Consider the following 23,918-nt stretch of genomic DNA (forward strand, 5'->3'; position numbering starts at 1 on the left):
CTGTACCTCAGGCGCTGACACGCCTAGCATGATTTTTATGAGCACCACGCATTTCGGTTTTCAGTCGGTTGACGAGCAGGAAAAAGCGCGCCGCGTGCGCGGCGTGTTCGACTCCGTCGCCTCCAAGTACGACGTGATGAACGACCTCATGTCGGCAGGCCTGCACCGCGCCTGGAAGGCCTATACCGTGATGGTGGCCAACCTCAGCGAGGGTAGCCAGGTGCTCGACATTGCGGGCGGCACGGGCGATCTGGCGCTGGCGTTCTCCAAAAAGGTGGGGGCATCGGGCCGCGTGGTGCACACCGACATCAACGAAGCCATGCTGCGCGTGGGCCGCGACCGGCTTATCGATGCAGGCGTGGTGTTGCCCACACTGGTCTGCGATGCAGAGAAACTGCCGTTCCCCGATGCGCACTTTGATGTGGTCAGCGTGGCCTTCGGCCTGCGCAACATGACCCACAAGGACCAGGCGATTGCCGAAATGTGCCGTGTGCTCAAGCCCGGTGGCAAGTTGCTGGTGCTGGAATTTTCGAAGGTGGCCAAGCCACTGGAAAAGGTGTACGACTGGTATTCGTTCAAGGTGCTGCCCCAGCTGGGCAAGCTGGTGGCGGGTGACGACGCCAGCTACCGGTATCTGGCCGAGTCCATCCGGATGCACCCGGGGCAGGAAGAGCTCAAAAGCCTCATGCAGAAAAATGGCTTTGGGCATGTGGACTATCACAACATGACGGGTGGCATTGTGGCCTTGCATGTTGGAATCAAGTGCTAAGCAGTTTGCTTTGAGTGGATTAACGGAGACGGAGAAATCATGATGAAACTGTGGTCTGTGGTGTTGGTGGCGATGCTTGCGTTTGCGCATCCCGATGCGGATGCCCGGCGCATGGGTGGTGGCAAGTCGGTGGGCAAGCAGTCCAGCAACGTCACCCAGCGCGACGCGGCAACGCCGCCTGCAACGCCGGGCGCCCCGGCGCAGACGGCAACCAACGCCGCCGCTGCCAAGCCTGCAGCAGCTGCGCCTGCCGCAGCGGCCAAAAAGCCCTGGGGCGCCATGCTGGGTGGCCTGGCCGCCGGTCTGGGTCTTGCCTGGCTTGCCAGTTCGCTGGGCTTGGGTGCAGGCTTCGCCAACATCCTCATGATCGCACTTCTGGCGGTGGCCGCGTTTGCCATCTTCAAGATGGTGATGCGCGCACGCAATGGTGGTGCTGCTGCCCAAAATTCACCCTTCGCCTTCCAGGGCGCCGGGGGGGCTTCGCCAGCTTCCGCCCAGGTGCCGCGCCAGTACAGCCCCGACAAGGTGGGCAACGATGCGTCGGCCCGCCCCTGGGAGCGCAATGGCATGGCGTTTGATGCGTCGCGGCAGCAGCAGGGCACGGGCTCGCTGATTGGCTCGGGCCTCTCGGGTTCGCAAAACTGGGGCATTCCCGAAGGGTTTGACGCCGAGGGCTTTCTCACGGCAGCCAAGCGCAATTTCATTACGCTGCAGTCCGCATGGGACCGTTCCGACATCGCCACGCTGCGCTCGATGATGACCGACAGCATGCTCGATGAAATTCGCACGCAACTGACCGAGCGCGAAACGCACCGGGGCGATCAGCCCAACCAGACCGATGTGGTCATGATCGAGGCGCAGCTGCTGGGCATCGAAGAACTGGACGATGGTTACATGGCCAGCGTGGAGTTCTCGGGCATGATCCGCGAAGAATTGTCTGCAGGCCCCAGTCCCTTCCGTGAGGTCTGGAACATGACCAAGGCCAAGGCGGGCAACAGCGGCTGGCTGGTTGCGGGTGTGCAAGCACTGCAGTAATACGGCAAGGCTTCCCGGTTCAGGGAATAATCGGGGACTATGGCAACACAGTCCCCTTTTTCATTTCTGGATGGTCTCATTGACCGCTTGGCCGCCGGCCCGCAGCCGCCGCAGTGGCTGGTGCACGAGGTGCAGCAGCGCATGGTCCTTTTTCTCAACCATGTGTTGATGCAGGAAAAGGAAGCCATGGACCGCCTGGTGCGCCAGCGAGGCCGCGTGGCGCGCGTGCAGTGGCGTTCCTATTCCATGGCCTTGCTGGTGACGCCGGCGGGCCTGTTCAACCTGGCGCCTGAGGGCGCGGCGCCCGATCTGCAGCTGCACGTCACGGAAGCCTCTCCTCTGGCGCTGGCCAGCGTTGCGCTGCGGGGCGACAAGCCGGCCATCCGCATCGAGGGCGATGTGCAACTGGCGGCCGAAATCAACTGGCTGGTGGACCATGTCCGCTGGGATCTCGAAGAAGACGTTGCCCGCCTGATTGGTGACGCGCCCGCACACACGCTGGGCAAAGTGGCTCGCAAGGCGGCGCAGGCGTTGCGCCAGTTCGTGGGCACGCGCATGGCGTCTGCCGCAGTCGCCCCGGCCCCAGGTGCGGCACCCGCTGCGCCCGCGGCACCGCCCGGCAACGCTGACCGGACTGCTCCATGAAGCGTTTTTTGCGGGGCGCCACCATCGTCTGGGTGGTGTTCCGGTATGGGCTCGATGGCCTGGTGCTCGACAGTTTCCAGAAGCCCTGGCTGCGGCTGCTGGCGCGCGTCCTTTCGATAGGGCGCAATCTGGAGGCACCGCGCGGCCAGCGCCTGCGCGAGGCGCTGGAGCGGCTCGGCCCCATCTTCGTCAAGTTTGGCCAGGTGCTCTCGACCCGGCGCGACCTGTTGCCGGCCGACATGGCCGACGAGCTCGCGCGCCTGCAAGACCGTGTGCCGCCCTTCGATTCGGCCATCGCCATTGCCACCATCGAGCGGGCGTATCGCCGCCCGGTGGACGAGGTGTTTGTTGCCTTTGACCGCGTGCCGGTGGCCAGTGCGTCGATTGCGCAAGTGCACTTCGCCACCTTGCGCGACCGGGGGGGCGTGGAGCGCGAGGTCGCCGTCAAGGTGCTGCGCCCGGGCATGCTGCCAGTCATTGAAAAAGACCTGAGCCTCATGCGCCTGATGGCGGGCTGGGTGGAAAGCCTCTCGGCTGATGGCAAGCGCCTCAAGCCCCGCGAGGTGGTGGCCGAATTCGACAACTACCTGCATGACGAGTTGGATCTGGTGCGCGAAGCTGCCAACGCCGCGCAACTGCGACGCAACATGCAGGGGCTGGACCTGGTGCTGATTCCGGAAATCTACTGGGATTTCTGCCACCCCGAGGTCATGGTGATGCAGCGCATGAACGGTGTGCCCATCAGCCAGGTCGAGCGCTTGCGCGAAGCCGGGGTGGACATCCCCAAATTGGCGCGCGATGGCGTCACCATCTTCTTCACCCAGGTGTTCCGCGACGGCTTCTTTCATGCCGACATGCACCCGGGCAACATCCAGGTGAGTCTGGAGCCGGCCACGTTCGGGCGCTACATTTCGCTGGACTTCGGCATTGTTGGCACGCTCACTGAAGTGGACAAAGAGTATCTGGCGCAGAACTTCGTGGCCTTTTTCCGCCGCGACTACAAGCGTGTCGCCGAGCTGCACATCGAAAGTGGCTGGGTGCCGCCGGAGACCCGCGTCAACGACCTCGAATCGGCGATCCGCGCCGTGTGCGAGCCTTATTTCGACCGTCCGCTCAAAGAAATCTCGCTGGGCATGGTGCTGATGCGCCTGTTCCAGACATCACGCCGTTTCCAGGTCGAGATTCAGCCGCAATTGGTGCTGCTGCAAAAAACCCTGCTCAACATCGAAGGGCTGGGTCGCCAGCTCGACCCGGAGCTCGACCTCTGGAGCACTGCCAAGCCTTTTCTTGAGAAATGGATGCTTGAGCAGATGGGCCCGCAACGCCTGTGGCGCGAGCTGCGGGCCGAGGCGCCGCACTATGCCAAGCTCGTGCCCGAGCTGCCGCGCCTGCTGTATGACTTTCTGAGCCGGCGGCCGGCCGAGTCGCAAAGCGCCATGCGCGACCTGCTGGAGGCGCAAAAGCGCACCAATCGGTTGCTGCAAAGCATCATTTACGGCGGCCTGGGCTTTGTGCTGGGTCTGCTGGTGATGCAGCTGATGGTCAGGGTCAGGCTCTTCTGACGCTGGCTCGTTCAAGGTTCTTTTTTTCCCACTGTTCGCGACATCGAGGAGCATGCCGTGCTGTTGACCCTGGTTATCGTCTATCTGTTGATCACCATCGCCATTGGCCTGGTTGCCGCCAAGCGAGTAAAGAATTCCGCCGATTTTGCGATTGCCGGGCGCCATTTGCCGCTGTACATGATCGTCACCACCACGTTTGCCACCTGGTTTGGTTCGGAGACGGTGCTGGGGATTCCCGCCAAATTTATCGAGGGCGGGCTGGGCAATGTGGTGGAAGACCCTTTCGGTGCGGGTTTCTGCCTGATTCTGGTGGGCCTGTTCTTTGCGGGCAAGCTCTACCGCATGACGCTGCTGACCATCAGCGACTACTACCGCGAGCGCTATGGCCGCGTGGTCGAGGTCGTGTGCTCGCTGATCATCATGCTGAGCTACCTGGGCTGGGTTTCGGCACAGGTCACTGCCTTGGGGCTGGTGTTCAACCTGCTGTCTGGCGGGGCCATCAGCATCCCCATCGGCATGACGATCGGGGTGGTGTCGATCCTGGCATACACGCTGTTTGGCGGCATGTGGTCGGTGGCTGTCACGGACTTTATCCAGATGATCATTCTCGTGGTGGGGCTCACGCTGATCGCCGTGTTCGCGGGCAACATGGCCGGCGGTGCGGACAAGGTCATCGAGCTGGCCTCCAGCCGTGAGTTGTTCCGCTTTTTGCCAGAGCCCAGTTTCCACGATATCGCGTTCTTCATTGCCGCCGCCATCACGATGATGTTTGGCTCGATTCCCCAGCAGGACGTTTTTCAGCGGGTGATGTCGGCCAACAACATCCAGGCCGCCACGCGGGGCCCCGTGATTGGCGGCATCTTCTACATCCTGTTTGCCTTTGTGCCGATGTTTCTGGTGGCCAGCGCGCTCATCATCATGCCGGCCGAAACGGCAGAGCTGCTCAAGGACGATCCGCAAAAGGTACTGCCCACGCTGGTGCTGGAAAAAATGCCTTTTGTCATGCAGGTGCTCTTTTTTGGCGCACTGCTGTCGGCGCTCAAGTCCACAGCGTCGGCCACGCTGCTGGCCCCCAGTGTGACATTCACAGAGAACATCTGGCGCCAGTTCCGCCCGCACGCCTCGGACCAGCAGCAACTGCGCACCATGCGCATCACCACGCTGGTGTTCAGCGGCCTGGTGCTGGCCTACGCGATCCGCATGGAAGGCACCTCCATCTATGAGCTGGTGTCTGGCGCGTACCAGGTGCCATTGGTCGGTGCCTTCGTGCCACTGGTGTTTGGCCTGTACTGGAAGCGAGCCACCACCCAGGGCGCGATTTTTGCCATCGTGCTGGGTTTGCTGACCTGGCTGTTGTTTCTGGCAACGCCAGCGGGCGAGGTGTTTCCTGCGCAACTGGCCGGTTTGCTGGCGGCGCTGGTGGGCATGCTGGCGGGCTCGCTCGGCCCCCAGGCGATTGGCAATAGCCATGCAGGGCACCATCGTATGGTGGGAGTGGAATGAGCCCAGGGTGTTGAAGACGGGGCGGCCGCCTATAATTTAAGGTTTTGCACTTTCCCCCAACACTCTCGTCATGCCTATTTATGCCTACAAATGCGGCTCCTGCGGCCATGCCAAGGATGTGCTGCAAAAAATCTCCGATCCTCAGCTCTCGGTGTGCCCCGCGTGCGGCGCCGAAGCCTTCACCAAGCAGGTGACTGCCGCAGGGTTTCAGCTCAAGGGCTCTGGCTGGTATGTGACGGATTTTCGTGGCGGCAACGCTGCCAGTTCCGCCCCCGCCACTGAAGCCAAGAGCGACGGCCAGGGTGCAGCCGGCACCCAGGCTTCTGCGCCCGCTGCAGATGCTGCCAGTGTTGCCCCCAAGGCGGCGCCCAGTGCCGCACCGGCCGCTGCTGGTGCCAGTGCATCGTCTTCAGACTGAGCACCCCCCATGTCTGCTTTGCGCAAATGGTTGTTCACCGGCCTGCTGGTGATTGTTCCGGGGGTGATCACCATTGCGGTGCTCAACTGGATCGTGGGTACGCTCGACCAGACCCTGCAGATCCTGCCGCTGGCCTGGCACCCCGACAAGGTGCTCGGATTCCATATCCCCGGCTTTGGCGTGCTGCTGACCCTGCTGATCCTGCTGGTGGTGGGCGCAACGGCCAGCAATTTTGCCGGGCGCAAGCTGGTGCAGTGGGGCGACCGGCTGGTCAGCCGCATCCCGGTGGTGCGCTCCATCTATTCAAGCGTCAAGCAGGTCTCGGATACGCTGTTTTCCGAAAGCGGCAATGCCTTTCGCACCGCCGTGCTGGTGCAATGGCCCCGTGAAGGGGTCTGGACCGTCGCCTTCATCACGGGCACGCCCAACGGTGAGGTGGCAGCGTATCTGCGCGATGAATTTGTCAGCGTGTATGTGCCCACCACCCCCAATCCCACGGGTGGGTATTTTGTGATGGTGCGCAAGAGCGACTGTGTCGAGCTCGACATGAGCGTGGATGCAGCGCTCAAATACATTATTTCGATGGGTGTGGTCGCTCCTTCCGACCCCGCCCTTGCCCCTGTCTCCCCCAAGTGAATCCCCTTTAATGCGCCACAGCGGCGCCGGAAGTTTTGCCATGGCCATGCGTTCCCACTATTGCGGTCTTGTGACCGAAGCCCTTCTGGGCCAAACCGTCACCCTGTCGGGCTGGGTGAATCGCCGCCGCGACCATGGCGGCGTGATCTTCATCGACCTGCGCGACCGCGAAGGCTCGGTGCAGGTGGTCTGCGACCCGGACCGGGCCGAGATGTTCAAGACGGCCGAAGACGTGCGCAACGAGTTCTGCGTGCAGGTCAAGGGCCTGGTGCGCGCACGCCCCGCGGGCACCACCAACGATAGCCTGAGCAGCGGCAAGATCGAAGTGCTGTGCCATGAGCTGAACGTGCTCAACCCGTCGGTCACGCCTCCGTTCCAGATCGACGAGGAAAACCTCTCCGAGACCACGCGCCTCACGCACCGCGTGCTGGATTTGCGCCGCCCCTACATGCAAAACAACCTGATGCTGCGTTACCGCGTGTCCATGGAAGTGCGCAAGTTCCTCGATGCCAACGGTTTCATCGACATCGAAACCCCCATGCTCACCAAGAGCACGCCCGAAGGCGCGCGCGACTACCTCGTGCCCAGCCGCGTGCACGACGGCCACTTTTTTGCGCTGCCGCAATCGCCCCAGCTGTTCAAGCAGCTCTTGATGGTGGCGGGCTTTGACCGCTACTACCAGATCACCAAGTGCTTCCGCGACGAAGACCTGCGCGCCGACCGCCAGCCCGAGTTCACGCAGATCGATATCGAAACCTCGTTCATGGACGAGCAGGAAATCCGCGACATGTTCCAGGGCATGATCAAGACGGTGTTCCAGAACACGCTGAACGTGGACCTGGGTGAATTCCCGGTCATGACATACCAGGACGCTGCCCACCGCTTCGGCTCTGACAAGCCCGACCTGCGCGTCAAGCTCGAATTCACCGAACTTACCGACGTCATGAAGGACGTGGATTTCAAGGTGTTCTCGGGCGCCGCCAACATGAAGGGCGGCCGCGTGGTGGCCCTGCGCGTGCCTGGTGGCTCTGTGGAAGGCGGCGGCATCAGCCGCGGCGAGATCGATGCCTACACCGAGTTCGTCAAGATCTACGGCGCCAAGGGCCTGGCCTACATCCGCGTCAACGAGCTGGCCAAGGGCCGCGATGGCCTGCAATCGCCCATCGTGAAAAACATCCACGACGTGGCCCTGGCAGAAGTATTGAAGCGCACTGGCGCACAAGACGGCGACCTGATCTTCTTCGGAGCCGACAAGGAAAAGATCGTCAACGACGCCATCGGTGCACTGCGCCTGAAGATCGGCCACAGCGAATTCGGCAAGAAGAACGGCCTGTTTGAAGACCGCTGGGCCCCGCTGTGGGTGGTCGACTTCCCGATGTTCGAGCACGACGAAGAGAACGACCGCTGGGTCGCCGTGCACCACCCCTTCACCGCACCCAAGGACGGCCACGAGGACTACATGGTCACCGCGCCCGAGAAGTGCATCTCCAAGGGCTACGACATGGTGTTGAACGGCTGGGAGATGGGCGGTGGCTCGGTGCGTATTCACCGCGCCGACGTGCAGCAAAAAGTGTTCGATGCCCTCAAGATCACGCCCGAAGAAGCGCAGCAGAAGTTCGGCTTCCTGCTCGACGCCCTGCAATACGGTGCGCCCCCTCACGGTGGCCTGGCCTTCGGCCTGGACCGCATCGTCACGCTGATGACGGGCGCCGAGTCCATCCGCGACGTGATCGCCTTCCCCAAGACCCAGCGCGCCCAGTGCCTGCTGACCCAGGCGCCTTCCGTTGTGGATGAAAAACAGCTGCGCGAATTGCACATCCGTCTGCGCAATCTGGATGCCGTGAAAGCGGGCTGACCGCACAGCCCTTCGGGCAGAATCAGGGGCGCCTTCGGGCGCCCTTTTTCTTGGGAGTTGTTGATGGCCGTACCGGATTTCCAGTCGCTGATGTTGCCCCTGCTGCGCCTTGCAGGGGATGGAATGGACCATACCTTCAAGGACGCGGTAGAGGCCATTGCCATCGAGTTCAGCCTGACTCCTGAAGAACGCAACGAACTCCTGCCCAGTAGCAGTCGAACGACGTTGTTTTACAACCGGCTTGCTTGGGCTAAGACACACATGACGATGGCGGGGCTGTTGCAAGCACCACGCAGGGGTGTGTTCTGCATCACCCAAAGGGGGCGCGAGTTGCTCGTAAGCCAGCTGGCGCGCATCGATATGAAAACCTTGCAGCAGTTTCCTGAATACGAGCGTGCCCGGCGTGGGGATGTGTCGGCGTCTGTAGAACCGGCTATGCCAGTAGTTGCGTTCAACGAACTGACTCCTGAAGAATCCATTGAGCGGGCCCATCTGTCTTTGCGCAAGGATTTGGCTCGGGAGTTGCTGGAGTCCATCATGCAATGCAGCCCTGCATTTTTTGAGCTTTTGATCATCAAGCTGATGATCAAAATGGGCTATGGCGGCAGCCGCGAGGAAGCGGGGAAAGCAGTGGGACGCAGTGGTGACGGCGGAATTGACGGGATCATCAACGAAGACCGGTTGGGGCTGGATGCGATTTATCTTCAGGCCAAACGCTGGGAGGGTGTGGTCGGCCGCCCTGAAATCATGAAGTTTGTGGGGGCGCTTGCCGGGCAGCGCGCCACCAAGGGCGTTTTCATCACGACGTCGTGGTTTACGCAAGACGCCAAGGATTACGCGCTCAGCAGCCAGTACAAGGTGGTTTTGATTGATGGTGAGCGGCTGGCCGATCTCATGATCGAGCACGACCTGGGGGTGTCGGTCGCGGCCACCTACCAGCTCAAGCGCATTGACTCTGATTTTTTCAGCGAAGAGTGACCCATGGCCTGCCTGCATCGCAGTTGGTTTGCGCGCGTGTCGCCCCATCGGTCTCTAGCGCCCAAAAACCATGCCGGCTGAACAGGGCGGGGCGCCGGGCAGCGCTTACAAAATCCCCCAATCCGTGCTGGTGGTGATCCACACGCCCGCACTCGATGTGCTGTTGATCCGCCGCGCCATCGATGCCCCCGATGGCCAGGCGTTCTGGCAATCGGTGACCGGCAGCAAGGACAGCCTGCAGGAAGACTGGCGCGAAACCGCCGCGCGTGAGGCGCTGGAGGAAACCGGCCTGTGCGCAGATGCGCCGGGCTGCACGCTGCGTGACTGGGGCCTGGAAAATGTGTACGACATTTACCCAGAGTGGCTGCACCGCTACGCACCCGGGGTGCGGCGCAATACCGAGCGTGTGTTCAGCCTGCAGGTGCCCGCCGCCGTGCCGGTGGTGCTGAGCCCGCGCGAGCACACCGCCTGGGCCTGGTGGCCGTGGCGCGAGGCGGCCGATCGCTGCTTCTCACCATCGAACGCCGAGGCCATCCTGTTGCTGCCACAATTTGCCTACTCATGACCCCATCCCACACCGCATCCGACATTCTGCGCATTGCCACCTACAACATCCACAAGGGTGTTCAGGGCCTTGGCCCGGCGCGCCGGCTGGAGATCCACAACCTGGGGCTGGCCGTAGAGCAGCTCGATGCCGACATCGTCTGCCTGCAGGAGGTACGCAAGCTGCACCGCCGCGAGGCCGCGTATTTTCAGCGCTGGCCCGATGTGCCGCAGGCCGAGTACCTGGCGCCCGAGGGCTACGAGGCGGTGTACCGCACCAACGCCTTCACCAAACATGGCGAGCATGGCAATGCGCTGCTGTCGCGCTGGCCGGTGATCGGGCACCAGCATGAGGATATTTCTGACCACCGGTTCGAGCAGCGCGGCCTGCTGCATGTGGAAGTGGATGCGCATGGCCGCCGTGTGCATGTGATCGTGGTGCACCTGGGGCTGATTCCCGGCAGCCGGGTGCGGCAGGTCGATCGCCTGCAGCAGTTCATCGAGCGCGAGGTGCCCCCGGGCTCGCCGGTGGTGGTGGCCGGTGATTTCAACGACTGGGGGGCACAGATCAAACGCATGCTGTCGGGCTTTGGTCTGTATGAGTTTGATGCGCCGCGCGCCTTCACCTACCCCGCGCGACTGCCGCTGGTGCAGCTGGACCATGTCTACGTGCGCGGGCTCGAGCCGCTGGGGCTGCATGTGCCGCGGGGGCGGATCTGGTGGCGCATGTCCGACCACCTGCCGCTGATTGCCGAGTTCAAACTTTGACCCGCCGATGACTCGGGTGGCCGATTTCGCCAAAGACCACCGGGTGCACCTGTTGCAGGGCGCGCAGGAGCTGTTTCCCGCCTTGATCGAGGCGATGGATGCGGCGCTGTCCGACATCCAGTTCGAGACCTACATCTTTGACTTCACCGGCGCGGGGGCGCAGGTGGCCGAGGCGCTGATTCGCGCGGCGCAGCGCGGTGTGCGCACGCATTTGGTGGTGGATGGCGTGGGCACCGGGCCGTTGCCAAAGGCGTGGCAGCAGCGCATGAAGTCGGCTGGGGTGCAGGTACGGGTGTATTCACCGCTGGGGCCGCTGGGGCTGCTGCTGCCCCACCGCTGGCGCCGCCTGCACCGCAAGCTGTGCGTGGTCGATGGGCTGGTGGTGTTTTGTGGCGGCATCAATGTGCTGGACGATCTTTACGACCCCAACTACGGCGATCTGGATGCACCGCGCTTCGATTTTGCCGTGCAGGCGACCGGCTCTCTGGCGGCGCAGGCGAGCCGGACCATGGAACTCCTGTGGTGGCGCATGCAGGCGGTGCGCGATGTGCGCCTGAACCGCTTGCCGCAAGCCGTGCGCGACCTGCGCGCCGCCAGCGCCACCCGCCACGCCAGCCAGCAGGACCCGGAGGCGCGCGGCATGCGGGCTGCGCTGGTGCTGCGCGACAACGTGCGCAACCGCAGCCGCATCGAAAAGGCCTACCGGCGCGCCATTGGCGCAGCGCGCCACGACATCATCATTGCCAACGCGTATTTCATGCCCGGCGGCAAGCTGCGCCGCGCGCTGATTCTGGCGGCCAAGCGCGGCGTGCGCGTGCAGTTGTTGCTGCAGGGGCGCTATGAATACTTCATGCAGTACCACGCGGCGCGGCCGGTATATGGCGCACTGCTGGCCGCCGGTGTGGAGATCCACGAATACGAACCCAGTTTTTTGCACGCCAAGGTGGCGGTGATCGATGCCCATGGCGACAAGCCCTGGGCCACCGTGGGTTCGTCCAACCTCGACCCTTTAAGCCTGCTGCTGGCGCGCGAGGCCAATGTGGTGGTCCAGGATGCCGCCTTTGCCATCGACCTGCGCCAGCGCCTGGTGCACGCCATGCAGCACGCCGGGCGGCGCATGGACCCTGCCCGTTACGCTGGCCGCCCGCTGCGCCAGCGCGTGCTCGATCGCGTGGCCTTTGGCCTGATGCGCCTGGCCTTGTGGGTCACCGGCAACCGATACTGAGCACGGATGGGGTCGTTTGCTATTGAATATATAGCTGCTGACGCTTGCTGCATAAGCGCTAGCGCCCTAAAACCCTTGAAATGATGGGGCGGGCATTCACTGGTAGGATGCAGCCATGTCCAGTCAACCAGACGCCGATATGACGCACTTTCCGCCGGATGAAGGCACGCCTGTTTCCGTGAAAATCCGCGAGCGCATCACTGCGGCGCGCAAACGTTTCAACGCCAACGACAACATTGCCGAGTTCATCCAGCCGGGCGAGCTGGAAAAGCTGCTTGACGAGGTCGAGGTGAAGATGCAGGGCGTGCTCGACAGCCTCGTCATCCACACCGAGGGCGACCACAACACCCAGGCCACCGCGCGCCGCGTGGCCAAGATGTACCTCAACGAGGTGTTCAAGGGCCGTTATGTCGAGCAGCCACCGATCACCGAGTTTCCCAATGCCGAGCACCTCAATGAGCTCATGATCGTGGGGCCGCTCACGGTGCGCAGCGCCTGCAGCCACCATTTTTGCCCCGTCATCGGCAAGATCTGGATCGGCATCATGCCCAACGAGCACACCAACGTGATCGGGCTGTCCAAATACGCGCGCCTGGTGGACTGGATCATGGGCCGCCCCCAGATCCAGGAAGAAGCCGTGGTGCAACTGGCCGACCTCATCATGGAAAAGACCCAGCCCGACGGCCTGGCCGTGGTCATGGAGGCCAGCCACTTTTGCATGTCCTGGCGCGGCGTGCGCGAGATGGACAGCAAGATGATCAACTCCGTGATGCGCGGCGTGTTCCTGAAAGACAGTGCGCTGCGCCGCGAATTCCTCTCGCTCATTCCAGGAAGGAACTGACCATGTTGGTACGCCTGCTTTACGCCAGCCGCGCGGTGGACACATCGCCCGCCGCCATCGAAGCCATCCTCACCCAGTCGCGCCAGCACAACCCGGGCAGTGGCATCACGGGCATTCTTTGCTATGGCGGCGGGGTTTTCCTGCAGGCCATCGAGGGCGGCCGCTCCGCGGTCAACGAGCTGTATGGCCACATCCAGCGCGACCCGCGCCACAAGAGCGTCGAGCTGCTGCACTACGAAGAGATTGCCGAGCGGCGCTTTGGCGGCTGGACCATGGGGCAGGTCAACCTCTCCAAGATCAACCACTCCATCCTGCTTAAATACTCCGAAAAGCCCGAGCTGGATCCGTATGCGGTGTCGGGCAAGGTGTCGTTTGCGCTGCTCGAAGAACTTATGGCGACTGCCTCCATCATCGGCCGCGCCTGAAAGGCGGAGTGCTTTGCTACTGCGCGGCCTGATCTTGCGCCTGTGGTACTCGCCGCACGGGAGTGCGGCTGCGTTCCTCGACGCAAGCTGAGGCCGCTCGCTACGCAAATCGCCCCACCTTTCTGTTTGGGTGAGTTTTTTCTGGGTCGCAGGCCGACGTTGTCGGCGCTGCGGCTTTTTGCTTTCCAGCTTCGCTGATTTGTGACAACAGCCCATGACGACCGATTCGGCCATACCCTCATTGCTGCTGGGCTGCGACTTCTCCAGCAGCCCCAGCCGGCGCAAACCCATTGTGCTGGCGCAGGGCCAGCGCGTGGCGGCGCGGGTGCAGTTGCTGGGCCTGGAAACCTTTGACACGCTGGATGGTCTGGCGCGCTGGCTGGCTGCGCCGCGTGCCTGGGTGGGTGGGTTCGATCTGCCCTTTGGCCTGCCGCGCGAGCTGGTGCAGGCGCTGGGCTGGCCGCTGCAGTGGCATGCGTGCATGCAGCACTACCGCGCGCTCTCGCGGGAGCAGATTCGCGATGCTTTTGCCGCCTTTTGCGTCGCGCGGCCCGTGGGCGGTAAGTTTGCCCACCGGGCCACCGATGGCCCAGCGGGCTCCAGCCCCTCCATGAAATGGGTCAACCCGCCCGTGGCCTACATGCTGCACGCTGGCGTGCCGCTGCTGCTGGACGCCGGGGTGCACCTGCCCGGCCTGCACCCCGGCGACCTGCAGCGCGTGGCGCTGGAGGCCTACCCCGGCCTGCTCGCGCGCGAGGTGCTGCAGCGGCGCAGCTACAAAAGCGACGACCGCGCCAAGCAAACGCCCGACCGCCTGATTGCCCGCAAAGACCTGGTGCACGCGCTGGAGATGGGCCAGAGCCGCCTGGGCTTGCGCCTCAAGCTCAGCCACGCCCAGCGCGATGCCCTGGTGGACGACGCCAGCGGCGACCGGCTGGACGCCGTGCTGTGCCTGCTGCAGGCCGCCTGGGCGCAGCGGCGCCACGAGGAGGGCGATGCGCTGTATGGGCTGCCGCCCGGATTGGATGGTCTGGAAGGCTGGATTGTCACGGCCTGAGACACGATCCGGATCGATGCCCCGGGACATGCGCCCCGGTGATGTGTCCCCAGTTGTGCCCCCCGGACATGCGCCCCGGACATGCGCCCCATCGTGCTGTCCTACCATGGCATCATTCACCCACGCCCCACGTCTTGTTCACGCCTTGATGCCCACCATTCACCGAATCTCGCGTCCCCCTGTGTGGATCGCCGTGGCGGCAGGGCTGCTCTGCGCCGCAGCTCTGGCAGCGCCCGCGCCCTGGTATTACTGGCGCAGCCAGGTGGATGGCCAACGCATCTGTGCGCAGACCTCGCCCGGCGTGGGCTGGACGCGTGACAGCGATGCATTTGAAGGCCCCGGCTGCCAGCCGCGCCGCCGCGTGATCGTGGTGCCCATGCGCTGAAGCGGTCGCGTCGGCGGTCTGGGGTCACTTGCCCGCCCGCCTGTGCGGACGGCGCTGTCGTTGACGTTGGCACAATGGACGGTCCCGTCCTCGCAAATTTTCCAAGCCATGCCTGCTTTCGAAACCCTGCTCACGTTCTTTGGCGTATCGGTCCTGCTGGGGCTCACGCCCGGCCCCGACAACCTGTTTGTGCTGCTGCAATCTGCCCAGCGCGGCTGGCGTGCCGGCATGGCGGTGGTGCTGGGCCTGTGCGCGGGCCTGGTGGTGCACACGGCGGCGGTGGCCCTGGGGCTGGCGGCCGTGTTTGCCGCATCGGCCATGGCGTTCACCGTGCTGAAATATTGCGGCGCGGCCTATCTGGCTTACCTGGCATGGCAGGCCCTGCGCGCGCCCGCCGCCACGGCCCAGGAGCCCGCCTCTGCCCCAGGAAACCCGGGTGGCCCTGGTCTGGGGCGCATGGTGGGGCGCGGCATGGTCATGAACCTCACCAACCCCAAGGTGCTGGTGTTTTTTCTGGCCTTTTTGCCGCAGTTCGCCGACCCTGCGCGCGGAAGCGTGGCGCTGCAACTCATGGTGCTGGGGGTGGTGTTCATGCTGGCCACGCTGCTGGTGTTTGGTGCCATCGCCTGCTTTTCGGGGGGCTTTGGGGCGCTGCTGCAACGCTCGGCACGCGCGCAGACCGTGCTCAACCGGGTGGCGGGCCTGGTGTTTTTGGGGCTGGCGGTGCGGCTGGCCACGGCCGAGCGCTGAACTTGGGGGGGCCCCGCTGCCCACCCACCCAAAGGGCCGGCAAGGCAAACAAACCACTATTAAAACAATAGCTGATTGCGCTTGCTGTATAAGCGCTAGAGCACGAAAACACTTGTATTTTTGTGCCGGCATTTGATAATGGGCGCATGACCGAACTCATCCTCATCCGCCATGGCGAAACCGACTGGAACCGCGAGCTGCGCTTCCAGGGCCAGGTGGATGTGCCCCTCAACGCCACCGGGCACGAGCAGGCCCGCCGCCTGGCGCAGCGGCTGGTGGCGGAGCGCCTGGCGGTCGATCACCTGGTGTGCAGCGATCTCATCCGCACGCGGCAGACGGCGCAGCCCGCGCTGGCCGCGTTGCTGCCGCAACTGTCGCTCGATGCCCTGACCGACCCGCGCCTGCGCGAGCAGCATTTTGGTGTGGTCGATGGCATGCGCGTGGACGACATCAAGGCCCGGCACGCGCAAGCATGGGCGCAGTGGCTGCGCTTTGATGCCGATGGTGGCATGCCCGGCGGCGAGACGGCACGGCAGTTTCACGCGCGGGTCATGGAGGCACTGCGCGGCCTGGCCCAGCAGCACGCGGGGCAAACCATCGTCGTGGTCACGCACGGCGGGGTGCTCGACATGGTGTGGCGCACGGCGCGCGGCCTGGGGCTGGGCGGCCCGCGCCAGAGCGACATCCCCAACGCGGGCTTCAACCGCGTGCGCCTGCAGGGCGACGCCATCGACATCGTGCACTGGGCCGACACGCAGCATCTGGCCGATCTGCCAGCGCAGCCGGTGTATGACCAGACGCGGCTGCTGCGCGCCGAGGGAGTCGCGGGCGTGGCGGGCGTTACGCGCCCTTGATGTCCTTGCCGCCCTTGACCAGGGCCAGATACGCGCTGCGGGTTTGCGGCGACACCGAATCGACCAGTTGCTCGTAAGGCGTCTTGTGCCGCGCCAGCATGCGCGCCGTGGCGATGGTCTTGGATTTGCAGAACCAGTGGCAGGTGTGCTGCATCAGGAACAGCTCGGCCGACATCGTGAAGGCCTTGTCGCGCGGGGCCAGCTGGGCCGCGTTGCGGGCCATGTTTTCGATGCCCCGGGCGTGGATGGCCAGGGCCTTGCGCATGTCGAAGGTGGTGGCGGGAAACAGCTGGCTGGCAAAGGGAATCGCCATGGCAAAGCGGCTGACGCGGGCATCGGCTTCGTTCACCTGGGCGAACTCGGCGGCGAAACGGTTGAACTGCTCGCTCAGCTGGGATTCGGTGGTGGTCAGCAGGCTCCAGATCTGGTCGCGCCGCTCGGGCGTGCTTTCGCCCAGCGCCCGCAGATAGCCCTCGGTGAGGGCCTCCATGAGTTTTTCGATCTGGTAGTGGCCCAGGTGGCTGGCCAGCAGGGCAATGCGTTTGCGCTGCTGCTGGTGGTTGGCGATGTAGCTGCCGATGGCGATCAGGAGGGCGAGGGTGAGAATGTCCATGGCCTGTTTATATCCCCGGCGGCTGAGGCCAGGCTTTCTGTGGGGGACGAATCTGCTCGAATGCGCGGGCCACCTGCAGCACGCCCAGGTCGTCAAAGCGCGGCCCGGCGATCTGCAGGCCAATGGGCAAGGGATGCAGGCCGCTGGTGTAGCCGCAGTTCACCGAAGCGGCGGGTTGCTCTGACATGTTGTAGGGCACGGTGAAGCCGATGTGTTCCAGCGGCCGCAGCGGGTCGTTGGTGGGCGAGGGCAGCTCGGCCGCAAACGCCGCCATGGGTGCCACGGGCGAGATCACGTAGTCGAACGCGCTGCAGGCGCGCACGGTGGCCACGCGGGTCAGGTGGAACTGCTGGCTGGCATGGAACACCTCGGTGCCGCTCAGGCCCGCAGCGCTGTCGGCCCAGGCACGGATGTAGGGCAGCACCTTGTCGCGCTGCCCGGCTGGCAGGGCCTGCAGGTCGATGTGCGAGCGCATGCGCCAGAAATGGTCCATGCCGTCGAGCATGGCCTGCGTCATGAAAGGCTGCATGGGCACGACGTGGGCGCCGGCCTGTTCCAGCCAGCGGGCGGCCTGCTCGACGGCGGCGCGCACCTCGGGCTCTACCGGCAGGCCGCAGCCGGCATCCAGCAGCAGGCCTATGCGCAGGCCGCGCAGGTGCCCCACCCCCTGGTCAAACTGGCCCCAGGCAATGTCCTGCGCGGGCAAGGCCATGCTGTCGCGTGCGTCGCCCTGGCTCAGCACCTGCATCATCAGTGCGGCGTCTGCCACCGTGCGTGTCATGGGGCCAGCGGCACGGCCGGTGTAGGGCGGGTCGATGGGAATGCGGCCCAGGCTGGGTTTGAGGCTGAAGATGCCGCACCAGCTGGCCGGCAGGCGCAGCGAGCCGCCGATGTCGGTGCCGATGTGCAGCGGGCCGTAGCCGGCGGCGGCCGCAGCGCCAGCACCGGCGCTGGAGCCACCGGGGCCTTTGGACAGGTCCCAGGGGTTGCGCGCCAGCGCGTGAAAGCTCGACAGGCCCGATGACAGCATGCCGTAGTCGGGCATGGTGGACTTGGCCACGATGACCGCGCCCGCTTCGCGCAGGCGTGCCGCAGGCGGGGCGTCGGCGGCGGTGGGCACCAGCGCGGTGGCCGCAGTGCCCAGCGGCATGGGGTCGCCGCGCGTGGCGATGTTCTCCTTGATGGTGGCGGGCACGCCGTCGAGCGCACCCAGCGGCTCGCCGCGCAGCCAGCGGGCCTCAGAGGTGCGCGCCTGCGCCAGCGCGGTTTCGGGGCGCAGCAGATAGGTGGCCCGGATGTGGGGCTCCCAGCGCTCGATATGGGCAAGCACGTCGCTGACCACCTCGACCGGGGACAAGGTGCGCTGGCGGTAGGCCGAGAGCAGGGCGTGGGCGGGCAGGTCGTGCAGGGCGCTCATGGTGCGGTTTTTTCAGGGGTGGACGGGCCAGGCCGCGCGCCGGGCTGTCAGGGCCCGGGGCGCCGCTGCTGCGGTTTTCAGGACCAGGAAAGGGCCGACAGATCGTTCACAAAGATAGGCATGTCTTTCCACAGCCCCTTGAGGTTTTTGTTGGCCACGGTCACCCATTGCGGCTGGTAGAGAAAACCATGCACGGCCTCTTCGGCCAGCAGGCGCTGCGCATCGCCCAGCAGGCGGGCGCGGTCGGCGGGGCGCGGGGCGTTCTTGATTTTTTCAAACAGCGTGCTGAACTGGGGCGAGTTGTAGCCCCAGTAATAGTCGGGCTTGGCAAAGTTGCCCAGGTCAAAGGGCTCGACGTGGGAGATCAGGGTGAGGTCGTAGTTCTTGTTGCCATAGGTGCCGCTGAGCCACTGGGCCCATTCCACATTCTGGATCTTGGCCACGATGCCGATCTTGGCCAGCTGCGCCGCAATCACCTCGCCCCCCTGGCGGGCATAGGGCGGCGGGGGCAACGTGAGCGTGAGCGTGAGCGGGGTCTTGACGCCCGCTTCGGTCAGCAGTTTTTTGGCCTTGTCGATATCGAACGGGTTGATGCCCGTGGTGTCCACATACCCGAAAGCGCCCGGCACATAGTGGCTGCCAATGGGCACGCCAAAGCCGTCACCCGCGCCTTCGATGACGGCCTTGCGGTCGATGGCGGCGGCAATGGCACGGCGCACGCGCACGTCGTTCAGGGGCTTGCGGTCGTTGTTGATGGCCAGGATGGTCTTGGCGCGCGAGCCGCTCACCACCACCTGAAAGCGCGGGTTGGCCTTGAACTGGGCCACGCTGCGTGGCGTGACGCGGGCAAACGCGTCCACATCACCGGCCAGCAGCGCCGCCACCTGCGCGGCAGGGTCGGAGATGAAGCGGAACGTGGCCCGGCGCATCTTGATGCTGGCGGGCGCGCGAAAGCCCGGCCAGGCGGTCAGCGTGATGGACGCACCCTTGTTCCATGCGCCCAGCACGTAGGGGCCGGTGCCCACGGGCCGCGTGGCATTGGTGGCGGCACTTTTGGGCTCGACGATGATGGCCGTGGCCTGGCCCAGCACAAACAGGAAATCGGGGTCGATGTCCTTGTGGATCAGCACTACGGTGTGGTCATCCACCACCTGGGTGGTGAGGCTGGCAAAGGTGCGCTTGTCCTTGTTGGTGCTCTTGTCGCTGCCCGCGCGGTCGAACGAGAATTTGACCGCATCGGCCGTGAAGGGCACGCCGTTGCTGAACTTCACCCCCCGGCGCAGGCGCAGGGTGTAGGTCTTGAGGTCGGGCGACACCTCCCAGCTCTCGGCCAGCAGCGGCGACACACTGCCGTCGGCATTGATCTTGGTGAGCGTCTCGAAGATGTTGTAGTGAACGATCTCGGCAATGGCCGAGGCGGCACCGGCGGTCGGGTCCAGCCCCGGCGGTTCCAGCGTCATGGCCAGCACCACGGTGTCCTTGCTGGTTTTGGCCAGCGCGCCCCAGGGCGCGGCAAGGGGCACCGCGGCGATGGCGCCAGTGGCAAGGATTGAGCGGCGGTTCAGCATGTTTGAGTTCTCCAGACGGAAACCTGTGGAAGGGGCGCGGGCCGGCAGATGCGTGGCCGACGGGGCTGAGGGCTTTTTACACCATCGTGCGCGCGGCGCCGCCGGCCAGCGGCGCACGGCGGGCACGGGCACGCCCGGGCTCGATGCGCGGCACGGCGTTGAGCAGGGCGCGCGTGTAGGGGTGCTGCGCGTTGTGAAACAGCTCCTGCGGCGTGCCGCGCTCCACAATGCGCCCCTGGTACAGCACCACCACCTCGTCGCACAGGTGGTTCACCACGGCCAGGTCGTGGCTGATGAGCAGGTAGGTGATGCCGAATTCCTGCTGCAAATCCAGCATCAGGTTGAGCACCTGCGCCTGCACAGACACATCGAGCGCGCTCACGGGCTCGTCGGCCACGATGAGGCGGGGGCGGGTGATGAGTGCGCGCGCAATCGCAATGCGCTGGCGCTGGCCGCCCGAAAACTCGTGCGGGTATTTGTCCAGGTCGGTGCTGCGCAGGCCCACCTGCGCCAGCACCTGCGCGGCCTGCTCGCGCTGCTCGGCGCGGCTGGTAGCACGCTGGGCCTGCAGGGGTTCGGTGACGATGCGCTGCACGGTGTGGTGTGGGTCCAGGGAGCCATAGGGGTCCTGGAACACCATCTGAAAGTCGCGCCGCGCGTGGCGCAGCTCGGCGGCGGGCAAGCGGTGCAGGTCGCGGCCCAGCAGGTGCACCGCGCCGCTGGTGGGCGTGTCGAGCGCCATCACCAGCCGGGCCAGCGTGGATTTGCCCGAGCCCGATTCACCCACGATGCCCAGGCTGCGGCCCGCCGCCACGGTGAAATCCACGCCCTGCAGCGCCTGCACCTGCTGCGGCGGCTGAAAAAGGTGCGTGCGCGGCAGCGTGTAGTGGCGCACCAGTTGCGTCACTTGCAGCAGGGGGGGGTGCGCATCGGCAGGTATTTTTGAGTCAAATTGGCCTGTAGCGCTTATGGGGTAAGCGTTGCCAGCTATCGAATCAGGAGTGTTTGCGGTATTCATGCGCCAACCTCCGGTGCGGCGGGCATGGCATCGAGCCGGATGCAGCGCGCCATGTGTCCCGCAGCCACAGCGCCCAAAGCACCCAATGGCACCGGTGGCGGCGGGGTGGTGTGGCAGGCGTCCATGGTGAAGCCGCAGCGCCCCGCAAAGGGGCAACCGGCGGGCAGATGGGCCAGCTCGGGCACGGTGCCCGCAATGGTTGCCAGGCGCGGGCGCTCGCCGCGGCGGTGCGGCACCAGTTGCGGGCGCGCCGCAAAAAGGCCGCGCGTGTAGGGGTGGGCCATGGTCGCGAAGACAGCCTCTGTGGGGCCGCTTTCCACCACCGAGCCGCCATACATCACCAGCATGCGGTCGGCGTTTTGCGAGATCACGCCCAGGTCGTGCGAGATCAGGATGAGCGCCATGCCGCGCTCGGCCACCAGGTCGCTGATGAGGTCCAGAATCTGCTGCTGCACGGTCACATCCAGCGCCGTGGTGGGCTCGTCGGCAATCAGCAGGTCGGGCCCGCAGGCCAGCGCCATGGCGATGGTGATGCGCTGGCGCTGCCCGCCCGAGAACTGGTGCGGATAGGCATCCAGGCGCCGCGCGGCATCGGCAATGCCCACGCGCTCCAGCAGGGCCAGGGCCTCGCGGCGAGCCGCTGCACGGCCCATGCCGCGGTGCAGCCGCAGGGGCTCGGCCACCTGGTCCCCAATGCGGTGCACGGGGTTCAGCGCCGTCATGGGCTCCTGGAACACCATGCCGATGCGGTTGCCGCGCAGGCGGCACAGCGCGCGGTCGTCCAGCCCCACCAGCTCCTGCCCATCCAGAAGAATGCTGCCACTGGCCTGCGCGGCGTCGGGCAGCAGGCCCATGAGCGCCAGGGCGGTGAGTGATTTGCCACAGCCCGATTCGCCCACCAGGCCCAGCGTTTCGCCGCGGTGAAGCGTGAAATCGATGCCACGCACCGCGTTGACAGCACCCTGGTGCGTGTGCAGGTGCACGCGCAGGTCGGCGACTTGCAGCAGGGGGGTGGGTGGGGATTGGGTGTTCATCGGAGCGGCGAGGCAGGTCAGCGCTTGCGGGCCAAGCGCGGGTCGAGCAGATCGCGCAGGCCGTCGCCCAGCAGGTTCAGGCCCAGCACGGCCAGCGCAATCGCCAAGCCGGGCCACACGGCCAGCAGCGGGGCCTGGAACATGAGGGTCTGGGCGTCGCTGAGCATGCGGCCCCACGAGGGCTGCGGCGGTTGTGTGCCCAGGCCCAAATACGACAGCGCCGCCTCGGCCAGGATGGCAATGGCAAACTGCACCGTGGCCTGCACGATCAGCACCGAGGCGATGTTGGGCAGCACATGCTCGAGCGTGATGCGCACGCTGCCCTTGCCGCACGCACGCGCCGCCAGAATGAAATCGCGCGACCACACGGCATTGGCCGAGGCGCGCGTCACCCGCGCAAAGGTGGGAATATTGAAGATGCCAATGGCGATGATCGAATTGACGATGCCCGCGCCAAACACCGCCGTCATCATGATGGCCGACAAAATGGCTGGAAAGGCAAACGTGAAGTCGGCCAGCCGCATGATGGTTTCTTCCACCCATCCGCGCCGCGCGGCGGCCAGCAGCCCCAGCGCCACGCCCAGGCCCATGCCAATGCCCACCGCAATCACGCCCACCAGCAGCGAGTTGCGTGCGCCCACCAGCAGCAGTGACGCCACGTCGCGGCCAAAGGCGTCGGTGCCCAGCCAGTGCTGGGCGCTGGGGGGCTGCAGCTTGGCGGGCAGGTCCATTTCGTAGGGCGACCAGGGCGTCCACACCAGCGACAGGGCCGCTGTGGCCAGCAGCAACGCCACCAGCAGGGCGCCCGCAACAAAGCTGCGGTGCCCCAGGGCACGGCGCAGCCAGTGGGGGCGTGACAACCGAACGGATGAGGAAGTCGTTGCGCTCATGGGTTTGTTGACCGCTTTTTGTGAAGCCCCCGGCGCTTGAAACCGGCGCGCCCCAAAGCCAGCGCCACCGTGGAACTGGCTCTGCCAGGCCACGGGTGGCGTCCCCCTGGGGGGATGGCGCGAAGCGACTCAGGGGGGTGCCACCTCATACGTCGCTGGCCTTCACGCGGGGGTCGATCACCGCGTACAGCAGGTCCACGAAAAAGTTGACGACGACCACCATGGCCGCCAGCAGCATCACGCAGTTGCGCACCACGACCAGATCGCGGTTGGCAATCGACTGGAAGATCAGCCGGCCCAGGCCCGGCAGATAAAACACGTTTTCCACCACGATGGTGCCCGCCAGCAGGTTGGCAAACTGCAGGCCCATCACCGTGACAACCGGGATCATGGCGTTGCGCAGCACATGGCCCCACAGCGCGGCCCGCCGCGACAGGCCCTTGGCGCGCGCGGTGCGCACGAAATCTTCGCGCAGCACATCCAGCACGGCCGAGCGCGTGATGCGCGCCAGAATGGCCGCCTGCACCACGGCCAGCGCCAGCGCGGGCAGCAGCAGTGCTTTCAGCGCTTGCAGCGGGCCGCCGCCGCTGTCTTCGGTCCAGCCCGGGAAGCCCCCGGCCGAAAACCACTGCAGCTTGACCGAAAACAGCAAGATCAGCAGGATGGCGAACCAGAAGTTGGGAATGGCAATGCCCAGCTGGGCCAGGCCCATCACGCCCAGGTCGCCCCATCGGTTGTGGCGCGCAGCGGCAAAAAGGCCCGCCGCGAGGGCCAGCACCGTGCTGAGCACCATGGCCATCAGCGCCAGCGGCACCGTGAGCGCAAGGCGTTCCAGCACCAGCTCCAGCACCGGGCTGCCGTAGGTGTAGCTGTCACCCAGGTCGCCCACCACCAGGCCACGCATCCATTGCCCATAGCGTTGCACTGCGGGCCGGTCCAGCCCCAGCTGGGTGGCAAGCTCGGCCACGGCGTCGGGTGAGGCGTCTGGCCCCATCAGCACCTGGGCGGCGTTGCCCGGCAGAATGTCCAGCACCACAAACACGACCACCGACGCACCGAGCAGCGTGGCAACAAGGGTGAAAAATCGTTTGAGAAGAAAGAAACCCATGGATCGGATGCTGGCGGAGCG

General features: G+C 65.1%; 25 protein-coding genes. 18 read left to right on the forward strand and 7 right to left on the reverse strand.

Going from position 1 to position 23,918, the window contains the following annotated elements; all coding sequences use genetic code 11:
• The first annotated feature begins 37 nt into the window (after positions 1-37).
• The 18 genes from ubiE (at position 38) to K226_RS0107550 (ending at position 16,249) form a co-directional block, all read left to right on the forward strand.
• Complete coding sequence (gene ubiE / locus K226_RS0107465; RefSeq protein ID WP_024814210.1) at positions 38-769, forward strand: bifunctional demethylmenaquinone methyltransferase/2-methoxy-6-polyprenyl-1,4-benzoquinol methylase UbiE; 732 nt, start codon at positions 38-40, stop codon at positions 767-769.
• 39 nt (positions 770-808) lie between these two features.
• On the forward strand, positions 809-1,804 hold the full coding sequence (locus K226_RS0107470) for a Tim44 domain-containing protein (protein ID WP_024814211.1): 996 nt from the start codon (positions 809-811) through the stop codon (positions 1,802-1,804).
• Between the two features lie 39 nt (positions 1,805-1,843).
• Positions 1,844-2,449, forward strand: a complete 606-nt coding sequence (locus tag K226_RS0107475) for a hypothetical protein (RefSeq protein ID WP_024814212.1) — start codon at positions 1,844-1,846, stop codon at positions 2,447-2,449.
• A complete protein-coding gene (gene ubiB / locus K226_RS0107480) occupies positions 2,446-4,011 on the forward strand; it encodes a ubiquinone biosynthesis regulatory protein kinase UbiB (RefSeq protein ID WP_024814213.1) in 1,566 nt (521 codons plus the stop codon). Before K226_RS0107475 ends, ubiB begins: the two co-directional genes overlap by 4 nt.
• 57 nt (positions 4,012-4,068) lie before the next feature.
• Entirely contained in the window at positions 4,069-5,514 is a 1,446-nt protein-coding gene (locus K226_RS0107485) for a sodium:solute symporter family protein (RefSeq protein WP_024814214.1), read from the forward strand.
• A gap of 70 nt (positions 5,515-5,584) precedes the next feature.
• The gene (locus K226_RS0107490) at positions 5,585-5,932 is read left to right on the forward strand and encodes an FmdB family zinc ribbon protein (protein ID WP_024814215.1); all 348 of its coding nucleotides are present in this window, start codon (positions 5,585-5,587) and stop codon (positions 5,930-5,932) included.
• 9 nt (positions 5,933-5,941) lie between these two features.
• Positions 5,942-6,568: a DUF502 domain-containing protein gene (locus K226_RS0107495; RefSeq protein ID WP_024814216.1), complete on the forward strand. Its 627-nt coding sequence runs from the start codon at positions 5,942-5,944 to the stop codon at positions 6,566-6,568.
• A gap of 40 nt (positions 6,569-6,608) precedes the next feature.
• A complete protein-coding gene (aspS, locus tag K226_RS0107500) occupies positions 6,609-8,423 on the forward strand; it encodes an aspartate--tRNA ligase (RefSeq protein WP_024814217.1) in 1,815 nt (604 codons plus the stop codon).
• A 63-nt stretch (positions 8,424-8,486) separates the two neighbouring features.
• The gene (locus K226_RS0107505) at positions 8,487-9,401 is read left to right on the forward strand and encodes a restriction endonuclease (RefSeq protein ID WP_024814218.1); all 915 of its coding nucleotides are present in this window, start codon (positions 8,487-8,489) and stop codon (positions 9,399-9,401) included.
• Between the two features lie 70 nt (positions 9,402-9,471).
• Positions 9,472-9,966, forward strand: a complete 495-nt coding sequence (gene nudB / locus K226_RS0107510) for a dihydroneopterin triphosphate diphosphatase (protein ID WP_024814219.1) — start codon at positions 9,472-9,474, stop codon at positions 9,964-9,966.
• On the forward strand, positions 9,963-10,712 hold the full coding sequence (locus K226_RS0107515) for an endonuclease/exonuclease/phosphatase family protein (RefSeq protein WP_024814220.1): 750 nt from the start codon (positions 9,963-9,965) through the stop codon (positions 10,710-10,712). The genes nudB and K226_RS0107515 overlap by 4 nt, the downstream gene beginning before the upstream one ends.
• Before the next feature lie 7 nt (positions 10,713-10,719).
• Complete coding sequence (gene clsB, locus K226_RS0107520) at positions 10,720-11,937, forward strand: cardiolipin synthase ClsB (protein ID WP_024814221.1); 1,218 nt, start codon at positions 10,720-10,722, stop codon at positions 11,935-11,937.
• Positions 11,938-12,052: 115 nt separating this feature from the next.
• On the forward strand, positions 12,053-12,778 hold the full coding sequence (gene folE / locus K226_RS0107525) for a GTP cyclohydrolase I (RefSeq protein WP_024814222.1): 726 nt from the start codon (positions 12,053-12,055) through the stop codon (positions 12,776-12,778).
• A gap of 2 nt (positions 12,779-12,780) precedes the next feature.
• Positions 12,781-13,203, forward strand: coding sequence for a BLUF domain-containing protein (locus K226_RS0107530; RefSeq protein WP_024814223.1), 423 nt, complete (start codon positions 12,781-12,783; stop codon positions 13,201-13,203).
• A gap of 214 nt (positions 13,204-13,417) precedes the next feature.
• Positions 13,418-14,260, forward strand: a complete 843-nt coding sequence (locus K226_RS0107535; RefSeq protein ID WP_024814224.1) for a DUF429 domain-containing protein — start codon at positions 13,418-13,420, stop codon at positions 14,258-14,260.
• A gap of 106 nt (positions 14,261-14,366) precedes the next feature.
• Complete coding sequence (locus tag K226_RS0107540) at positions 14,367-14,645, forward strand: hypothetical protein (protein WP_369795410.1); 279 nt, start codon at positions 14,367-14,369, stop codon at positions 14,643-14,645.
• A 108-nt stretch (positions 14,646-14,753) separates the two neighbouring features.
• A complete protein-coding gene (locus tag K226_RS0107545; RefSeq protein ID WP_024814226.1) occupies positions 14,754-15,395 on the forward strand; it encodes a LysE family translocator in 642 nt (213 codons plus the stop codon).
• A 146-nt stretch (positions 15,396-15,541) separates the two neighbouring features.
• Positions 15,542-16,249: a histidine phosphatase family protein gene (locus K226_RS0107550; RefSeq protein ID WP_024814227.1), complete on the forward strand. Its 708-nt coding sequence runs from the start codon at positions 15,542-15,544 to the stop codon at positions 16,247-16,249.
• On the opposite strand, the gene K226_RS0107555 is transcribed toward K226_RS0107550, so the two are convergent.
• From K226_RS0107555 to K226_RS0107585, 7 genes are all read right to left on the reverse strand, one after another.
• Positions 16,236-16,862, reverse strand: coding sequence for a hypothetical protein (locus K226_RS0107555; protein WP_024814228.1), 627 nt, complete (start codon positions 16,860-16,862; stop codon positions 16,236-16,238). The two genes, K226_RS0107550 and K226_RS0107555, sit on opposite strands and share 14 nt — an antisense overlap.
• A 7-nt stretch (positions 16,863-16,869) precedes the next feature.
• Positions 16,870-18,279, reverse strand: coding sequence for an amidase (locus K226_RS0107560; protein WP_024814229.1), 1,410 nt, complete (start codon positions 18,277-18,279; stop codon positions 16,870-16,872).
• A 77-nt stretch (positions 18,280-18,356) separates the two neighbouring features.
• Positions 18,357-19,847 carry an ABC transporter substrate-binding protein gene (locus K226_RS0107565; RefSeq protein ID WP_024814230.1) on the reverse strand — a complete coding sequence of 497 codons (1,491 nt, stop codon included), beginning with the start codon at positions 19,845-19,847 and terminating at the stop codon, positions 18,357-18,359.
• 76 nt (positions 19,848-19,923) lie between these two features.
• Positions 19,924-20,865, reverse strand: coding sequence for an ATP-binding cassette domain-containing protein (locus K226_RS0107570; RefSeq protein ID WP_024814231.1), 942 nt, complete (start codon positions 20,863-20,865; stop codon positions 19,924-19,926).
• Positions 20,862-21,899 carry an ABC transporter ATP-binding protein gene (locus K226_RS0107575; RefSeq protein WP_035240917.1) on the reverse strand — a complete coding sequence of 346 codons (1,038 nt, stop codon included), beginning with the start codon at positions 21,897-21,899 and terminating at the stop codon, positions 20,862-20,864. The genes K226_RS0107570 and K226_RS0107575 overlap by 4 nt, the downstream gene beginning before the upstream one ends.
• A 17-nt stretch (positions 21,900-21,916) precedes the next feature.
• Positions 21,917-22,789, reverse strand: a complete 873-nt coding sequence (locus K226_RS0107580) for an ABC transporter permease (RefSeq protein WP_024814233.1) — start codon at positions 22,787-22,789, stop codon at positions 21,917-21,919.
• Positions 22,790-22,934: 145 nt separating this feature from the next.
• Positions 22,935-23,897, reverse strand: a complete 963-nt coding sequence (locus tag K226_RS0107585; protein WP_024814234.1) for an ABC transporter permease — start codon at positions 23,895-23,897, stop codon at positions 22,935-22,937.
• Between the last annotated feature and the right edge of the window lie 21 nt (positions 23,898-23,918).

Origin of the sequence: Acidovorax sp. JHL-3 (genome assembly GCF_000526295.1) — a bacterium.
Classification (GTDB): domain Bacteria; phylum Pseudomonadota; class Gammaproteobacteria; order Burkholderiales; family Burkholderiaceae_C; genus Acidovorax; species Acidovorax defluvii.

Coding starts and splice junctions, on each gene's coding strand:
- ubiE (WP_024814210.1), top strand. CDS start 38: ATGAGCACCACGCATTTCGGTTTTCAGTCGGTTGACGAGCAGGAAAAA.
- K226_RS0107470 (WP_024814211.1), top strand. CDS start 809: ATGATGAAACTGTGGTCTGTGGTGTTGGTGGCGATGCTTGCGTTTGCG.
- K226_RS0107475 (WP_024814212.1), top strand. CDS start 1,844: ATGGCAACACAGTCCCCTTTTTCATTTCTGGATGGTCTCATTGACCGC.
- ubiB (WP_024814213.1), top strand. CDS start 2,446: ATGAAGCGTTTTTTGCGGGGCGCCACCATCGTCTGGGTGGTGTTCCGG.
- K226_RS0107490 (WP_024814215.1), top strand. CDS start 5,585: ATGCCTATTTATGCCTACAAATGCGGCTCCTGCGGCCATGCCAAGGAT.
- K226_RS0107495 (WP_024814216.1), top strand. CDS start 5,942: ATGTCTGCTTTGCGCAAATGGTTGTTCACCGGCCTGCTGGTGATTGTT.
- aspS (WP_024814217.1), top strand. CDS start 6,609: ATGGCCATGCGTTCCCACTATTGCGGTCTTGTGACCGAAGCCCTTCTG.
- K226_RS0107505 (WP_024814218.1), top strand. CDS start 8,487: ATGGCCGTACCGGATTTCCAGTCGCTGATGTTGCCCCTGCTGCGCCTT.
- nudB (WP_024814219.1), top strand. CDS start 9,472: ATGCCGGCTGAACAGGGCGGGGCGCCGGGCAGCGCTTACAAAATCCCC.
- K226_RS0107515 (WP_024814220.1), top strand. CDS start 9,963: ATGACCCCATCCCACACCGCATCCGACATTCTGCGCATTGCCACCTAC.
- clsB (WP_024814221.1), top strand. CDS start 10,720: ATGACTCGGGTGGCCGATTTCGCCAAAGACCACCGGGTGCACCTGTTG.
- folE (WP_024814222.1), top strand. CDS start 12,053: ATGTCCAGTCAACCAGACGCCGATATGACGCACTTTCCGCCGGATGAA.
- K226_RS0107530 (WP_024814223.1), top strand. CDS start 12,781: ATGTTGGTACGCCTGCTTTACGCCAGCCGCGCGGTGGACACATCGCCC.
- K226_RS0107535 (WP_024814224.1), top strand. CDS start 13,418: ATGACGACCGATTCGGCCATACCCTCATTGCTGCTGGGCTGCGACTTC.
- K226_RS0107540 (WP_369795410.1), top strand. CDS start 14,367: ATGGCATCATTCACCCACGCCCCACGTCTTGTTCACGCCTTGATGCCC.
- K226_RS0107545 (WP_024814226.1), top strand. CDS start 14,754: ATGCCTGCTTTCGAAACCCTGCTCACGTTCTTTGGCGTATCGGTCCTG.
- K226_RS0107550 (WP_024814227.1), top strand. CDS start 15,542: ATGACCGAACTCATCCTCATCCGCCATGGCGAAACCGACTGGAACCGC.
- K226_RS0107555 (WP_024814228.1), bottom strand. CDS start 16,862: ATGGACATTCTCACCCTCGCCCTCCTGATCGCCATCGGCAGCTACATC.
- K226_RS0107560 (WP_024814229.1), bottom strand. CDS start 18,279: ATGAGCGCCCTGCACGACCTGCCCGCCCACGCCCTGCTCTCGGCCTAC.
- K226_RS0107565 (WP_024814230.1), bottom strand. CDS start 19,847: ATGCTGAACCGCCGCTCAATCCTTGCCACTGGCGCCATCGCCGCGGTG.
- K226_RS0107570 (WP_024814231.1), bottom strand. CDS start 20,865: ATGAATACCGCAAACACTCCTGATTCGATAGCTGGCAACGCTTACCCC.
- K226_RS0107575 (WP_035240917.1), bottom strand. CDS start 21,899: ATGAACACCCAATCCCCACCCACCCCCCTGCTGCAAGTCGCCGACCTG.
- K226_RS0107580 (WP_024814233.1), bottom strand. CDS start 22,789: ATGAGCGCAACGACTTCCTCATCCGTTCGGTTGTCACGCCCCCACTGG.
- K226_RS0107585 (WP_024814234.1), bottom strand. CDS start 23,897: ATGGGTTTCTTTCTTCTCAAACGATTTTTCACCCTTGTTGCCACGCTG.